A 15,098-nucleotide genomic window follows, 5' to 3' on the forward strand; every position below is an offset into this window, starting at 1 on the left:
ATATTCATGCCAACTAAGCAGGTACTTTTTCCCTCACCAGACTGACAAAATTTGACAGCATTTGCAATCCCGTACTCGAAGACTTTTCCGGGTGAAATTGCACGGCCATCAGATTGTCTTTAGCTATAGCCGCCGTCACGTTTTGACTACCGTGAGTCACAATTGCCGATCGTACTTCCAAATCAACTGGATCGACATAATAAGAATGCACGAAATAAGCCCAAGGATCAGACGGTAAATTTTGCCACAGCGGCACATCCGGCTGAGTAAATTGCAATTGATTCCATCCCATGTGGGGAATTGTCAAACCCGGTTCCGATCGAAATCGGCGCACTTTTCCCGCAATAACGCCCAATCCCGGTTCTACACCTTCTTCGGAACTTTCAAACAGAATTTGCAAACCCAAACAAATGCCTAAAAAAGGTTTTCCCGAGGCGATCGCCCTTTTTATCGGTTCTATCAAATTGCGTGATCGTAAGTTCTGCATTGCCGGGTCAAACGAACCCACTCCCGGCAAAACCACCGCATCAGCCTGCTCGATTATAGCAGGAGAATCTGTAATTTTTGGCACTGCACCCACATTTTCCAAGCCTTTACAGACTGAGTGCAGATTGCCCATGTCATAGTCTACTACTGCAATGACAGACATTGACTTACTTGCCTTATATTATCAATATCAGTATTATTGCACAAATATGACGGCGAAAATCCTGCTAACCTCATTTGATACTTGGCTTCCCCATCAGCAATCCAACTCTTCGGACGACTTATTAGCCAAGATTTCCCAAATCAAATCTTTGCCTGATTCCCTGACTTTTTTGAGGAAACTGCCAGTAGATTTTCAGCTAGCACCTAATTTAGCGATCGCCCAAATCAACCAACTCCAACCCGATACTATTATCTGCTGTGGCATGGCCGAAAGTCGGCAAAAATTAACCGTAGAATCCTGCGCTTGCTGCGATAGCGACATTCGGAAAACAGCAGTTAATCTCGAACCGCTAGTCGCGGATTTAGCTGTAACCGAAATCAGTCACGAAGCCGGAAAATTTGTTTGTGAAGCCCTGTATTATGCGGTTTTAAAGCATATTTGCGATTCTCCCATAGCCGCTAAATGTATTTTCGTCCACGTACCAATTTTAACTCCCGACAACGCTGACAGAATCGTCACCGATTTTTTATTAATTATGCGTCGCCTAACTCTCGCAAGTAATAAGTAGGTCGCTCTAATTCAACTTAAAAATTTGTTTAGGATTTAGAAACCCGGGCTATTAAAGAAACCGGGTTTCTCGGTGTTAGTTTTTTTTACAGACAACTGTCAACTGCCAAGTCATTAGCCGCCGTAATTCCAACCGGTGCTTTCTAGCAGCAACGGATTGCCTTCTCGGTGGACGCCGGCTGCCAAAACTTCTCCCACATAAACCGTGTGATCCCCGTGTTCCACAGCACCGACAACTTTGCACTCGACGTAACCCAGAGAGTCTGAGATAATCGGACAACCAGTTTCCGCGCCGGGATAAAATTCTACATCCTCAAATTTATTGCCAACGCGGCGCTGCTGCTTGAAGAATTTCTGGGCTAAGTCTTTCTGTCCTGCTTCTAGGAAACTCAAAGCAAAGACACCGCTGGCTTTGATCATGCCGTGGGATTTAGAGTCTTGCTTGACGCAGTTGACAACTAAGGGAGGGGTAAAGGAAGATTGCATCACCCAGCTAGCGGTGAAACCGTTGACTTCCTCCCCGTCTTTGACACCGCAGATGTACAATCCGTGAGGGATTTTCCGCAAGATGGTCTTTTTAGCTTGTTCGTCTAGCACGGGCTTACCTGTTCGATCGATAATTCTACACCGCTAAGTTTACCAATGTCGGGCCCACAAACCCAACTGTCTTAAGGGCGATCGACATACCGAAAATGTTGAGATTGCGAATATGGCTTTTTTCGATACCAAATCTTCTGCTTCCCGCAACATTTATTTTTATTAACTAAAATTAGCTTGCTCTGATTTTTGGGCAACTCACTATATGCTGTGTTAAAACTCTAGCTATTAATATTGCAATCTCAACGTAGTCGCTCAATCCCTTAACAAAACCGGAGATAAGTCGATGACAGAATCGTTTAAGCGGAACTTTGGTTTAGGTCTTTTAGGCGTCAGTATATTATCTCTCATTTGTTTCGGCATAGTAGGGATTGGCAGAGACGGCCCGTTCAATGCTGACGGTGCCGTCCTTTACGCTGCTGGACGTGCTTGGCTGAAGGGTTTAAATGCCTACAACCACGATATGCTGACTCAAAGTGTAGCGGCCATAAAGGAAATTGACAACCTTAAAGATGCGGCTTTCTTTTATCCTCCTCAATCAGCCGCCTTTTGTATATTTGTCGGCTTTTTCGATTACTCGGTTGCCAAATTCGTTTGGCTGGGACTCAACTTACTGTCAATTGCAGCTATTATTTTCATGACTGTTCGTACCATCAACCAACATCAAAATAATAGTAAAAACCAACTTGGCAGTTTGGTGATGGCTGCCATAATTATCGGCAACCCATTCACTGCCCACGTTATGTGGATGGGTCAAACTTCTTTGATTGCTTTTGCTGCCACAATGGCTGCTTGGTTCTTCAGGCAACGGCAAAAATTTGTCTTGGCAGGAATCTGTTTAGGTATAGCCAGTTTTAAGCCACAACTATGCTTATTGCTCGGTATTTGGTTTTTGCTAGAACGGAACTGGAAAATATTAGCTGTAGCCTTCGCAACGGTTACAATTATGAGCGCTTACCCCTTGGTGCTGTACGGCGGGCCCGTTGGGATGCTGGCAGCGTGGCATCAAGGAATTCAAAATAGCTATAGCTCTTTGCCTTTCAATCAACCAGGGTTTCAAGATAAAGTTGGTATGGAAAGTCTTTTAGCTTCTTTAGGCTTGAAGATACCGGCTATCAAGATTGTGGCAGTAATTTTAGCGGTTCTGCTGTGGGTGTTCCGCAATAGAATTAATCGAGAAGATGTCTTTGCTGTGCTGATGGGTATATCCTTCACATTTCTCGGATATACTCACGTTTACGATTATGTAGGTTTGTTCCCGATTCTGACATCGCTGTGGCTGTATTGCAGCAATAACCGCAATGCTTCGCTCAGCAGTATTGCTTTAGTTTTTCTGCTCTTTTTCCCGAGACGGATATTTTTAGCAGCGGGTCTGCCTTTTTTGATTCACTGGAGAACAATTGTTGTTTTGATGCTGGTAGTTGGTGTACTTGCATTCAGCATGAAAGCTAAATCCAGTCAAGGATTCCAGCAAAAAATGGCTTGATTTTCGCAGAGTTACCAGGGGCAGAAATTATCATAAAAGGCGCTTGCCTCATAAACCCGGTTTATACGAAAAAATCCTAGTTGGGCGACTACACATCTAGGAAGAAACCGGGTTTATGAATCTCTGCCTCCAAGACTTAGACAAAAAGTAATTTGACGCACTACTTATAGCTGTAAGGTACGCATTACGCACCCTGCATATAGAGGTTCTTCGTAAGTCCTGAACTCAAAACTCATCGAGGGGTAAAGGGTTGCGAAAAACGAAGGAATCTCAAAACTATTGTGCAACTCCGTGCTTCTTAAACCAATCTTGCATCCGTTTCCAAGCATCCTCAGCTTCTTTTTCCCGGTAACTGGGGCGATAGTCCGCGTTAAAACCGTGCGGCGTATCTGGATAAAGCACAATTTCAGAACCGCTGCCGCCAGTTTTGAGAACTTCCCGCATTTTCTCGACTGTATCGTTGGGAATTGACTCGTCTTTGCCACCGTAAAGCCCCAATACAGGCACTTTCAAAGTTGCTGCAATGTCGATCGGCTGTTTGGGAGTTAAAGCCGTAGAATTGCCAACCAAACGCCCGTACCAAGCCGCGCCAGCTTTAACTTTGGGGTTGTGGGAAGAGTACAGCCAAACAATTCTGCCACCCCAGCAAAATCCTGTAATTCCCAACTTATTAGTATTGCCTTTTCCTGATTTTTGTGCCCAATCTACGGTAGCATCTAAATCGGACATAGCTTGAGCGTCAGGAACTTTCGAGACAACTTTACTAATAATTTCTTGGATGTCGGTGATTTTAGAAACATCACCTTGACGGGCAAACATTTCTGGGGCGATCGCCAAATAACCTAATTTTGCAAAACGGCGGCAAATATCTTGAATGTGTGCGTGAACTCCGAAGATTTCTTGAATTACTAAAATAACTGGAAAATTGCTGCCGCTGGCTGGCATTGCTCTGTAGGCTGGAATTGAGCCGTCTTTTACGGGAATTTTTACCTCACCTGCTATTAAACCAGCAGCATCCGTATTGATAACGGCAGCGGCAATAGGATGAACTGCTAAGGCAAATCCGGCGCTTAATGCGGTGACAGTGATAAATTGTCTGCGAGTTAAATCAGTCATGGCGATTTTAGATTTTAGATTTTAGATTTTAGATTGGGTAATTGGGAATTGGGAATTGGTAATTGGTTATTTCATAATTGCTCCTTCTTCCCTCTTCCTTCTTTCTTTTTCCTGACATCCGTTACATCCGTTACAGAATCCGTTGCCGAACTTTCTTTTTCCTGACATCCGTTACATCCGTTACAAAATCCGTTGCCGAACTTCCTTCGATGGTCGGAAAAGCCGATCGTGCTCTGGATGGTACAAGCGCGATCGCCCTTCTGCTGATTTTCCCAAAGCCGGACTAATGACATACATCGTCGTTCTGATCAAATTATTTTCGCGCGTAGCAACTGCCATTTTGTCAAGGGGAACTAGCACAATTTTTTCATCCGGCCAGCCCAACCGATAACAAATCGCTACAGGCAAATCCGATGGGTAATGTTCCATCAATTTAGCTTGAGCTTGTTCGACATGGCGGGCACTCAAATACAGGCACAAACTAGCTTGATGAGCCGCTAAACTCGCCAATTCTTCGCGTTCCGGTACTTCGGTTCTGCCGCTAATTCGCGTCAAAATAATTGTCTGCACAACTCCGGGAACTGTCAACTCAATTTTAAGTTTAGCCGCCGCAAGTTGGAAAGCGCTAATTCCCGGGATTACCTCAAAAGCAATTCCCTCGGAGGCCAAAGCTTGCATTTGTTCGCCGACGGCCCCGTAGAGACAGGGATCGCCGGAATGGAGACGGACGACGCTTTTTCCGTCGCGCACTCGTTCCACCATCAAAGGTACAATCTCTTCCAGGGTCTTATCCGCAGTTTGGATAACTTCAGCATCCGTGCGTACCCCCTGCAAAATTTGCTCTGGGACTAAGGAATCAGCAAATAATATGACATCAGTCGCAGCCAGTAATTTTTGAGCCTTAACAGTCAACAAATCCGGGTCTCCCGGGCCTGCACCTACAATGTATACCCCTGGAATTAGGGCTTCAATCTGTGTCAAACTCATTGCTGCTAAAAAATTTGCTAAATTTACGGACTCTTCCGGATGTACCTATTTTAGCGGGAAGTAAGGGATGGTAGATGCACCCTGGTTTTGAACCCTAGAGACTAACCTCTCTGGGGTTTTTTATTGATCCTCTGGGAATTTCTGAGGTATCTTAGCCCGATCGCTATTGGGGGAGACAACATCGGGTAAAGGTCGATCAAGCAAATAAAGCCAAGCTAACCCGCCCAACCCTAAAACAATCCCAGTCAAGCTTACCATCTGTGCAGCCCGCAGTGGCCCGAACATCAAACTATCAGTCCGCAACCCTTCAATCCAGACTCGACCGGAACTGTAAGCTGCGATATAAACCAAAAATAAAGCCCCAGTTTTTAATCGAATTTTGCCCTGCAAATCGCGGAAAAATAAAGTCAGAAGCAACCCAAATACTGTCAGATTCCACAGGGATTCGTAGAGAAATGTGGGGTGGAAGTATTCAAAATTAGCGTAGGCGGACGGGCGGCTGTTTGGCGGAATATAGAGTTTCCAAGGCAAATCCGTAGGACTACCAAAAGCTTCCGAGTTAAAGAAATTTCCCCAGCGTCCGATCGCCTGACCGAGAATTGCCGAAGGCGCGATTAAATCGGCTAATTGCCAAAAAGAAACTCGCTGGATTTTCGCAAAAATTAAAGCTGCGATCGTGCCACCCAAAATCGCCCCGTGAATGGCAATTCCGCCTTTCCAAATCGCAATAATGTCTTCAGGCCTCTGGGAGTATTGCTGCCACTCAAAAGCTACGTAATAAATTCGAGCACAGGGAATAGCGCCCAGAACCAACCAGATTGCCAAATCGCCCAGCAATTCCGGGTTGACGCGGCGCTTTTCGGCCAAGTATTGGGACAGGCTGACCCCAATCAAGACTGCAGAAGCTATTAACAGCCCGTACCAGCGAATGGCTACGGGGCCAAGTTGAAAGATAATTGGGCCCGGCGATGTAAATTGAAACGCTAAGGGCAGCGCAAGAATATTTAGCACCATAAAAGTTGCATTAATTGTGATGGAAAGCTGTCAAATTTGCACACCCTTTAACAAACTCCAGAGTTTATTTTAGGTGGGTATGGTCATTTACACGCAATATTTGGGGAATTTTGCCAAAAATTAACTTTGTTGGGGACATTGGTGTCTGGAGTTTTCTTTGTGAGTCCATAATAAGAGCCCCCTAACCCCCTTTTTTAAAGGGGGGAACCGGATTATTCTCAAATCCCCCCTGATTAAGAGGGATTTAGGGGGATCGAGACTTCACCTTTTTGAGGATTAACGGCAGCTTTGGTCGAGAAGTTTTAATATAGAGAATGGCTTTAAATTTTCTGATGACCTATGTCTCCTACTTCCGTTTCTCAGGTGTACTCTTCTGGTAATTCCAAGGGTGCGAATCAGTCTCGCAAGACTGCTGCTTTGGCTGTTGAGTCGGGTAAAATTCCGCCCTTGCTGGGGGCTAGTTTGGCTGAGTTAACGGAGTGGGTGCAGCAAAATGGGCAACCTGCTTATCGGGGAAAGCAGTTGTACCAGTGGATTTATGAGAGAGGCGCGCGATCGATCTCTGACATTTCCGTATTCTCGAAACAGTGGCGCGAGACTGTTGCTAAAATTCCGATCGGGCGATCGACCATTCACTATCGATCCGTCGCACCAGACGCCACGGTAAAGTATCTCTTAAAATTGGCAGACGGTCAAATCATTGAAACAGTCGGCATTCCCACCGATAAACGCCTGACTGTGTGCGTGTCAGCCCAAGTTGGCTGCGCGATGGGCTGCGACTTTTGCGCTACCGGAAAAGGCGGTTTCAAGCGTAATTTAGAAAAACACGAAATCGTCGATCAAGTCTTGACAGTACAGCAAGATTTCGGCCGCAGAGTCAGCCACATCGTATTTATGGGAATGGGCGAACCCCTGCTAAATTTCGATAATGTTGTAGCTGCTGTCAAGTGTTTGAATCAAGACGTAGGAATTGGACAGCGAAATATCACCATTTCCACAGTAGGAATTCGCAATCGCATCAGCCAACTAGCCGAACATCAACTGCAAGTTACCCTCGCCGTCAGCCTCCACGCTTCTAATCAAAGATTGCGCGAAGAGTTAATTCCTAGCGCCCGCCCTTATCCTTTGGGTGAGTTAATCGCAGAATGTCGGGAATATGTGCGATCGACTGGACGCAGATTGAGTTTTGAATACGTACTTTTAGCAGGTGTGAATGACTTACCGGAACACGCAGCCGAGTTAGCTAGTCAGTTGCGTGGCTTTCAGTGTCACGTCAATTTGATTCCTTACAATCCGATTCAGGAAGCTGAATATAAGCGACCGACTCCCAATCGAATTAACAGTTTTGTTTCGGTTTTGAAGGAAAAGAAAATTGCAGTTAGCGTGCGCTATTCTCGCGGCTTAGAAGCAGATGCGGCCTGCGGGCAATTGCGGGCATCGGAGGTTGAAAATTGAATTTTTAATCCCTAAAAATTGTAGTAGAGTGCGTCAGAGTGGGTTATTTTATCAATTATTGAGAAACCACATCCTGACCCACTCTACTACTTTAGCTACAAGCGTTTAACAAGTATCCACCGCAACTCTAAGGGCGGTGTTTGTTGCACAGAAAATAAATCGCGCCCGCTAGCCCAACTGACAAACCAAGGTGTCGGTGGCCACGCTGAATCAGGCAAATGTTTTTGTTCGTATTCAATCACAGATTCATCAGAAATAATTTCTAACGGCAAACCCTCTATTGCTGCTTGCAATTCTTCTCGGGTAATCAGATAAGACCAACACAATTCAGACATTTGTTTTGCCATCTCATCGGGTTCGTACCCCTCTACAGCTAAGAAAGCACTGAATAAGATAAACCCGCCACTTAAAACAGCATCGGACATTTTGCCCAGGAAAAGACGAATTTGTTCGGGGTAGCGGAAGTGGGAGAGAACTTCGGTAGCAATGGCTAATTTGTACCGATAAGTTTTCATCCTCAATAATGGGTCTAAAACGTCGCCTTGGGTGACATTTATCGGCAAGTTTTCGGCGGTGGCTGCGGATGATAGTTTGTCGGCAAATATCGGCGTTAGTTCGATCGCATCCACGGAATGGCCTAACCTTGCTAAAGGCAGACTATTGCGCCCTGGGCCCGCACCAACATCTAAAATAGGTGCTTTTGGAGGTTCGCCTAATTCGGCGGCAATGGCGATGACTTTGGCATCGGGATGGCTGCCGAATAAAGGTTCGGGGCGAATATCCGGCCAGCTATGATATTTCTGGGCCATCGATTCGACTTGAATCTTGGTATTCAGAGTAATGCCGCCGGCTAAACCGCTTTGGGAATTGGCGGGAAAATAGGAGACTATGAGATTAGCGTGGGGAGAATTTTTGAATCCTTCTGCTAAGGCGTTGGCGATTAATGTTCGCAAGTTTTCGGTTTGGGCAGCGTCGATGTTTTGTCCGAGAATGTTTAAGAAGTCTGACAGTAATTTAAGATAGTCATTTAGCATCGATGGCAAGCAAGGCAGATAGAATTCTCCCTTGAGGCCGATGCTCCTTTTGAGCCTTTCTTTGAGAATTAATTTCAGGCGATTGCCATCTGTCAGCGGCGGGCCTGTTTCGGGTGATTTGCTGACAGGCAATTCCGGGGAAGATGCAGCACTGGTAAGGTTTTTAGTCACAATATTTTCGATTAGAGTCGGCAATAAGTGCGATCGCACCGAGCATAATCTTGTGCTCTTGCACCTGAATTCGAGCGTGCAACGTTTCTGTGGTATCATCAGGCAATACCGGCACCGCAGCCTGCATTAAAATCGGCCCGCTATCTACTTCTAAACGGGCGATATGCACCGTACATCCGGTGATTTTAACCTTGGCTGCCAGTGCTTGCTCGACGGCGCGAATTCCTGGGAAACTCGGCAGTAAGCTGGGGTGAATGTTAATAACGCGATCGGCAAAAGCATCAAGCAAAACTTTGGTAACAATTCGCATCCAACCCGCCATCACTACCCATTCTACATCATATTCTTGGAAAGTTTTGACAATTTTTGTATCTAATTCTTCGCGGCTTTTGCAGTCGCGGTGATTGAGAATAATCGAGGGAATGCCGTATTTTTCTGCTCTGGCGGCGGCTTTGGCTTCGGGGTTGTTGTAAATTAATACTGGGATTTGAGCGTTGAGTTGTTGGTTTTGGATGGCTTGGGCAATTACCTCGAAATTGCTGCCGCTTCCTGATGCCAAAACTCCTAATTTTAATGGAGGATGGGTCGGAGCGATCCTCTTGGAGGGGTTCGCTAACGAACTTTGACCAATCTCAGGAGAAATCAGGCAGGCATGGGAATTAACAGATACTGGATTAGCGGTCATTCGATTTTAGATTTTAGATTTTAGATTTTGGATTGACCCCAGGGATAAATTCGGGGGCTTGAGGATTTTAGATTTTAGATTTTGGATTGATTCCACGGATAAATCCGGGGGCTGGTACCATCAAGAAATTCTTGGTCATAAAGATAAAAACTATTCACTCACTTTTTACAATACAGGTAAAGGGTAAGGGGTGCTTGGTCGCACTCTACATGGAAATATTGGCTAAGTCCTAAGTATATTTGGTTATGTGACTTACTGATTCAACCCTATTCTACAATATTACCAAAAAACTCTTCCCTGAGAATCGAATAAAGTTTTAGATCCCAATATCTGTCTTTCACAAATAGGTGCTGTCGCAATATCCCTTCCAATTGCATCCCCACTTTTTCCATCACCCGAGCCGAAGCAATATTGTTAACTTCACATCGAGCCACAATTCGATTTAGCAACATCTCCCGAAAACCGAATTCAATAACTGCATTGACCGCCTCGCTCATGTATCCCTCGCCCCAATATTTTCGCGAAAGTGCATAGCCAATTTCCGCGCGGCTGTGGGTCATACTCCATTCCACAAATCCGCAAGTCCCGATAAACTTTTTCTCGGCTTTGTGGACAATTCCCCAATCTACAAGCTCTCGTTTTTTGTACATTCTTGTAAGTGACTTGAGAAAGTATTTAGTGTCTTCGAGCGAGGTGTGAGTTGACCACATTGTGTATTCTGATACTTCCGGGTTGCAAGCATACTCAAACATATCGCTGGCATCATTTAAAGTTATTTTTCGGAGGAGCAGCCTTTCAGTTTCTATAGTAGGTAAATTGGCTAATATATCGAGAAGGTTCATTGTGAGATTGACCTATATTGTGATACCATTTAAAACTAAAAGCTAAAATTTACAAGCCAATGGTTCGGATTAAATTTGGGCGTTTTAACTGGTTGGATAATGATGCGATCGCAGCTTGGACTTTCCTGGCCCCGGCTTTGCTGTTTCTGGGTACTTTTTTGATTTGGCCGATCGCCTATTTATTTTACCTCAGCTTTACCAGCGGCAGCTTTACCCAGTCGGGAGTGCGTTGGATTGGCTTCAACAACTACTGGCGTCTAGTCACTAACCCGGATTTTTGGCAAATTCTCCAAAACACGCTCTATTTTACTACTGCTACAGTCATTCCCAGTTTAGTGATTCCATTGGGCTTAGCAGTTTTGCTAAATCGCTCGTTTGCTTGGCGAGGAGCTCTCCGCACCGCTTATTTTATTCCTTCGATTACCTCTTTAGTTGCAGTGGGCTTGGGTTGGCGGTGGTTGTTTCAAACTGAAGGCCCGGTGAATAATGCACTAAGTGCGATCGGCTTAAATCCAATTCCTTGGCTGAGTAGCACAGTTTGGGCAATGCCAGTGATAATTCTGCTCAGTGTTTGGAAACAATTAGGCTTTAATATGGTAGTATTTTTAGCAGGATTGCAAGCAATTCCGGTCAATCGTTACGAAGCCGCAGAATTGGATGGAGCTAATGCTTGGCAGCAATTTTTGTACATCACTTTACCCGGTTTGCGGCCGACTTTAGTATTTGCTACGGTTACTACTGCTATTTTTACCCTGCGGAGTTTCGAGCAAGTTTACGTCATCACTGGCGGCGGCCCTTTGAACTCTACTAATTTGCTAGTTTATTATATTTACGAGCAAGCTTTTTCGCAATTTGATTTTGGCTATGCAGCCGCTGCCGCAACTTTCCTGATGGCTGTAGCTTTGATATTAGTTTATTTACAACTAAAAGTTTGGGGGGAAGATTCTTAATTAGGTTATGCGTAGTTGGACGCGCGAGAATTATAGCGGTAAGGCGCGCAGTGTGCACTATAGATAGACAGGTTCTGCATAAGGGCTGAATTAACGGGATTCCCAATTACCAATTCCCAATTTTATACTCCATGTGCTCTGCTGTTTGTTCAGCTTGTGCTGTGCCCAAAAGCTTGCCGACAACGTGCAAAGACATATCAATTCCCGCAGCAATTCCCCCAGAAGTGATGATTTTACCGTTATCTACAAATCGCTGATTTTCGATAATAGTTGTGTTGGGCGCTAATTTTTTCAATAAATCCAATGCGCGATGGTGTGTAGTTGCGGCCAAACCTTCCAACAAACCAGCTTTTGCCAAAAGCAGCGAACCCGTACAGAAAGAAAGCACTAATTCTGCTGTTGGCGCACAATCTTTTATCCAATTAATAACTGCTAAATTATCGATTAACTTTCTCGTACCTTGTCCTCCCGGTACAATTAAAATATCCGGTGGCCGACAATCGGAAATGGTGCAGTCAGGATTTACACTCAAACCATTGCGGGCGTTGACAGCACCCGGATGTTCGGCTACGGTAGAGACTGCAAAAGGTCGTGAAGCGAAGCTATCCCGAAGGGAATCGCCCTTATTTAATTCTGATGTCACCGAAAACACTTCAAAAGGGCCTGCAAAGTCTAGTACCTCGACATCATCGAACATTAAAATAGCTACATTCCTACTTGCCATAAGACATACTTCTGATAGAGGCCAAAAATCTCGGCGATTTGTTATCGTACAAATGGTATAATTTAAATCATTAAAGCTATGCCGAAAAAAATTCGCCATCGCGCTCTGAAACTCTGTATTTTGTGTCTGGCTTGTGCCTTAGCAATTGCTGTAGCGCCAATTTTTACGCCCGCTCAATCCACAAGTCAATTAGAATTTCGCATTACTCAATTAGAAAGTCAAATTTCTGAACTCAGAGGACAAATCTACAGTTTGCAGAATCAAGGTTCTAGAGTTAACAGACCTCCGTCTCCTTCCGGTTCGGGTAGGACAAATGCTAGAATGCTTTCGGGAGACCCGATGTTTGACAATTTAGCAACTTTGGCAATTGAAACTAAGCAAGATGTTATTAAAATTCAAGAGCGGTTATCAAAGCTAGAATCGTCGAGAAATCGCTAAGTTAGTCAGTTGTCAGTTGTCAGAAGGAGGAGGGAAGAGGGAAGAAGGAAAAAGTCAGTAGTAATTAGTTAGAAAAATAAAGTCATATTCTCCCCAACTCAAAACTCCCAACTCTCCCCCTCTCCCTTTCTCCCATTCTCTGACGTTGAGGTCGAGAACAACAGGGCCTGCTAAAAGTTAACTTGCAGAACTATTCAATGATATGGAAATAAAAGGCTGCAACCACAAAATTGATGGCTAACAGCAACAGAAACCAGCCGGCCCGAAAGGGGTAAGGGAATTTGCCCGTTTTCATCACGGACTCGGATTTTAATTGGTTCTTCGCTATCTCTGGCATAGGTAAAGCTCCTAATTCATAATGTCACTCTATTTACAAATAGCAGAGAGCGTCGCACTTATGCACAATCCTCTAGAGTTATTTTTTGTAACAAGGAGTTTATAGCGAGTTGAATTGAGATTAATTTCAATCACTCTCTCCGGCGTGGTAGGAACTGCGGACGAGAGGCCCCGATCGCACGCGCTCAAACCCCATCTCCCGCGCGATCGACCCGAAACGATCAAATTCGGCCGGCGTCCAGTATTTACGCACTGGGAGGTGCTCTAGAGATGGTCTCATGTATTGACCGAGGGTGAGCCGATCGCACTTGGCGTCCCGCAAATCTGTCATCGCTTCGACTATCTCGGCTTCGGTTTCCCCGTGCCCCAACATCAAACCCGATTTTGTGGGAATGCTGGGGTCAAGTTGCTTGACAGTACGGAGAACGTCGATCGAGCGATCGTACTTCGCCCCCCTCCGCACCGGCCCTTGCAAGCGGCGCACCGTCTCAATATTGTGGTTGTAACAAGCCGGTTTAGCCTCCACCACCGTGCGAATCCGCTGTCGCTGCAACTCATCGAGGTCGGAATTCTCCCCCTCTGAACTCCTCCCGATTCCTCCCCAAAAATCCGGCGTCAGTACCTCAACTTCAGTATCCGGGTTCAGAAGACGGATTTGGGCGATCGTCCTGGCAAACCAACCCGCACCCCCATCCGGCAAATCATCCCTCGCCACCGAAGTCAGCACCGCATAGCGCAAACCCAACAACTGCACCGCCTCAGCCACCTTTTGCGGTTCCTCCGGGTCGAGGGGCATCGGAGAATGACCTTTATCTACTTGACAAAAAGCACAAGCGCGGGTGCAAGTCGGCCCCATCAACAAAAAAGTCGCCGTTTTTTGCGCGTAGCACTCGCCCCGGTTGGGACATCTCCCCTCCTCACAAATCGTGTGAATTTGCCGCTGTTTGATAATTTTTTGCACTTGGGAAAGTTCGCTAGCTTTGCCAACGGGCCTACGCAACCACTCCGGCATCGCCTCGATTTCACCCCGCATTTGGGCGGCAACTGCTTTGACAGTAGGAGTTTTAGGAGTTTGGGGCGACATAAAATTAAGTGGCGATTGAGTTAATTCCTTCGATCGTATCCGAAATCAAAGCCCCTGAACTTGTAGGAGTATCACCCGAAATCAGAATCGCGCCGACGTGCAACAAAACTAAACTCGCCCAGAATTATGGGTAGAATTCTGTTAGGGATATACTGAAGGTTGCAAATCATCACTCATTCATTACTGAAGGAGTCAGTCGTGGCTGGTCAAAAAATCTTGGTAATCGATGACAGTAAAGTCATCCGCGTCCGAGTCCGAGAGATGTTGCCTCAGGGTAACTTTGAAGTTCTAGAAGCAAAAGACGGCGAAGAGGGACTCAAACTGATCCGTCAAGCCCGGCCAAATCTAATTATGTTAGATTTCCTACTGCCCAAAGTCAGCGGTTGGGAAGTGTATCAAAAAGTGCAAGCCCATCCTGAGCTTTCTAAGATACCTTTGGTGATCATGTCGGGCCGCGAAGAAGAGGTGATGGAAAAAATTCCGAAACCCTTTGAGAAGCATTTTTTTGCATTCATCGCCAAACCCTTTGAGAAGAAGCAGCTAACCGAGGCAATCAAATCGGCGATGGTACTGGCCAAAAAGAAACCAGTGCCGGAAGCCCCAGCCGCCGCCGCTGCATCCAGCTCTGGAGGGGGCGCCGCCGAAATTCAGGCGATGACTCAGAAAATGGCGAAAATGCAAGCGGAAATTGATGCACTCAAAAAACAAATGACTCAGGTGATTACGATCATCAAGCAGAAATTGAAATAATTCTGCTGTTTTTTGAAGGCACTTATGTAGAAGGAAACTTCCACACCGTGAAACTTTCAGTTGAGTCTCAATGGCTGCGATTTTATCCGCATTTTTTTGCCAAATTGTTTGAGCGAGTGCGATCGCCAACAGCCTACAACTGGTTTCTCAAAATCCCAGTGAGAAAATCAATTAAAAGTTAAAAATACAACAAGGGAGGAAATTAATTATTAA

18 protein-coding genes are annotated in these 15,098 nt (G+C 45.5%); 7 read left to right on the forward strand and 11 right to left on the reverse strand.

Annotated features, from left to right (window positions below):
* Positions 1 to 13: 13 nt before the first annotated feature.
* Complete coding sequence (hisH, locus tag QT994_RS07105; protein ID WP_333172913.1) at positions 14 to 649, reverse strand: imidazole glycerol phosphate synthase subunit HisH; 636 nt, start codon at positions 647 to 649, stop codon at positions 14 to 16.
* On the opposite strand from hisH, the gene QT994_RS07110 reads away from it, so the two are divergent.
* Positions 639 to 1,217: a pyroglutamyl-peptidase I family protein gene (locus QT994_RS07110; RefSeq protein ID WP_445243878.1), complete on the forward strand. Its 579-nt coding sequence runs from the start codon at positions 639 to 641 to the stop codon at positions 1,215 to 1,217. The two genes, hisH and QT994_RS07110, sit on opposite strands and share 11 nt — an antisense overlap.
* A 113-nt stretch (positions 1,218 to 1,330) precedes the next feature.
* On the opposite strand, the gene QT994_RS07115 is transcribed toward QT994_RS07110, so the two are convergent.
* Complete coding sequence (locus QT994_RS07115; RefSeq protein WP_333172915.1) at positions 1,331 to 1,813, reverse strand: flavin reductase family protein; 483 nt, start codon at positions 1,811 to 1,813, stop codon at positions 1,331 to 1,333.
* A gap of 286 nt (positions 1,814 to 2,099) precedes the next feature.
* Here QT994_RS07115 and QT994_RS07120 point away from each other — a divergent pair, with 286 nt between their 5' ends.
* Positions 2,100 to 3,299, forward strand: coding sequence for a glycosyltransferase family 87 protein (locus QT994_RS07120; protein ID WP_333172916.1), 1,200 nt, complete (start codon positions 2,100 to 2,102; stop codon positions 3,297 to 3,299).
* A gap of 276 nt (positions 3,300 to 3,575) precedes the next feature.
* On the opposite strand, the gene QT994_RS07125 is transcribed toward QT994_RS07120, so the two are convergent.
* The 3 genes from QT994_RS07125 to lgt all read right to left on the reverse strand — a co-directional run bounded on the left by QT994_RS07125 (position 3,576) and on the right by lgt (position 6,416).
* Positions 3,576 to 4,415 carry a dienelactone hydrolase family protein gene (locus QT994_RS07125; RefSeq protein ID WP_333172918.1) on the reverse strand — a complete coding sequence of 280 codons (840 nt, stop codon included), beginning with the start codon at positions 4,413 to 4,415 and terminating at the stop codon, positions 3,576 to 3,578.
* Between the two features lie 180 nt (positions 4,416 to 4,595).
* Positions 4,596 to 5,402: a precorrin-4 C(11)-methyltransferase gene (cobM, locus tag QT994_RS07130; protein ID WP_333172921.1), complete on the reverse strand. Its 807-nt coding sequence runs from the start codon at positions 5,400 to 5,402 to the stop codon at positions 4,596 to 4,598.
* A 120-nt stretch (positions 5,403 to 5,522) separates the two neighbouring features.
* Positions 5,523 to 6,416 carry a prolipoprotein diacylglyceryl transferase gene (lgt, locus tag QT994_RS07135; protein WP_333172924.1) on the reverse strand — a complete coding sequence of 298 codons (894 nt, stop codon included), beginning with the start codon at positions 6,414 to 6,416 and terminating at the stop codon, positions 5,523 to 5,525.
* 339 nt (positions 6,417 to 6,755) lie between these two features.
* Here lgt and rlmN point away from each other — a divergent pair, with 339 nt between their 5' ends.
* Positions 6,756 to 7,871: a 23S rRNA (adenine(2503)-C(2))-methyltransferase RlmN gene (gene rlmN, locus QT994_RS07140; RefSeq protein WP_333172926.1), complete on the forward strand. Its 1,116-nt coding sequence runs from the start codon at positions 6,756 to 6,758 to the stop codon at positions 7,869 to 7,871.
* A 95-nt stretch (positions 7,872 to 7,966) separates the two neighbouring features.
* Here the strand turns inward: rlmN and QT994_RS07145 are convergent, their stop codons facing one another.
* From QT994_RS07145 to QT994_RS07155, 3 genes are all read right to left on the reverse strand, one after another.
* The gene (locus tag QT994_RS07145) at positions 7,967 to 9,076 is read right to left on the reverse strand and encodes a methyltransferase domain-containing protein (RefSeq protein WP_333172928.1); all 1,110 of its coding nucleotides are present in this window, start codon (positions 9,074 to 9,076) and stop codon (positions 7,967 to 7,969) included.
* A complete protein-coding gene (gene purN / locus QT994_RS07150; protein ID WP_333172930.1) occupies positions 9,069 to 9,761 on the reverse strand; it encodes a phosphoribosylglycinamide formyltransferase in 693 nt (230 codons plus the stop codon). Before purN ends, QT994_RS07145 begins: the two co-directional genes overlap by 8 nt.
* A gap of 266 nt (positions 9,762 to 10,027) precedes the next feature.
* Positions 10,028 to 10,603 (reverse strand): GNAT family protein, encoded by a 576-nt coding sequence (locus QT994_RS07155; protein ID WP_333046468.1) that lies wholly within the window; start codon positions 10,601 to 10,603, stop codon positions 10,028 to 10,030.
* Between the two features lie 59 nt (positions 10,604 to 10,662).
* On the opposite strand from QT994_RS07155, the gene QT994_RS07160 reads away from it, so the two are divergent.
* Entirely contained in the window at positions 10,663 to 11,553 is an 891-nt protein-coding gene (locus QT994_RS07160; RefSeq protein WP_333172932.1) for a sugar ABC transporter permease, read from the forward strand.
* A gap of 106 nt (positions 11,554 to 11,659) precedes the next feature.
* Here QT994_RS07160 and QT994_RS07165 read toward each other — a convergent pair whose 3' ends face one another.
* Positions 11,660 to 12,277 carry a DJ-1/PfpI family protein gene (locus tag QT994_RS07165; protein ID WP_333172934.1) on the reverse strand — a complete coding sequence of 206 codons (618 nt, stop codon included), beginning with the start codon at positions 12,275 to 12,277 and terminating at the stop codon, positions 11,660 to 11,662.
* A 78-nt stretch (positions 12,278 to 12,355) separates the two neighbouring features.
* On the opposite strand from QT994_RS07165, the gene QT994_RS07170 reads away from it, so the two are divergent.
* Complete coding sequence (locus tag QT994_RS07170; RefSeq protein ID WP_333172936.1) at positions 12,356 to 12,715, forward strand: hypothetical protein; 360 nt, start codon at positions 12,356 to 12,358, stop codon at positions 12,713 to 12,715.
* A 190-nt stretch (positions 12,716 to 12,905) separates the two neighbouring features.
* Here the strand turns inward: QT994_RS07170 and QT994_RS07175 are convergent, their stop codons facing one another.
* Both QT994_RS07175 and lipA read right to left on the reverse strand, forming a co-directional pair.
* A complete protein-coding gene (locus QT994_RS07175) occupies positions 12,906 to 13,052 on the reverse strand; it encodes a photosystem I protein PsaX (protein ID WP_333046472.1) in 147 nt (48 codons plus the stop codon).
* A 126-nt stretch (positions 13,053 to 13,178) separates the two neighbouring features.
* Positions 13,179 to 14,135, reverse strand: a complete 957-nt coding sequence (gene lipA, locus QT994_RS07180) for a lipoyl synthase (RefSeq protein WP_333172939.1) — start codon at positions 14,133 to 14,135, stop codon at positions 13,179 to 13,181.
* 198 nt (positions 14,136 to 14,333) lie between these two features.
* Between lipA and QT994_RS07185 the strand changes: the two genes are divergently transcribed.
* Together QT994_RS07185 and QT994_RS07190 are read left to right on the forward strand one after the other, a co-directional pair.
* Positions 14,334 to 14,885, forward strand: coding sequence for a response regulator (locus tag QT994_RS07185; RefSeq protein ID WP_333172940.1), 552 nt, complete (start codon positions 14,334 to 14,336; stop codon positions 14,883 to 14,885).
* A gap of 47 nt (positions 14,886 to 14,932) precedes the next feature.
* Entirely contained in the window at positions 14,933 to 15,067 is a 135-nt protein-coding gene (locus tag QT994_RS07190) for a hypothetical protein (RefSeq protein ID WP_333172943.1), read from the forward strand.
* The last annotated feature ends 31 nt before the right edge of the window (positions 15,068 to 15,098 follow it).

The organism is Microcoleus sp. S13_B4 (assembly GCF_036700885.1).
In the GTDB taxonomy this organism is placed as follows: domain Bacteria; phylum Cyanobacteriota; class Cyanobacteriia; order Cyanobacteriales; family Microcoleaceae; genus Microcoleus.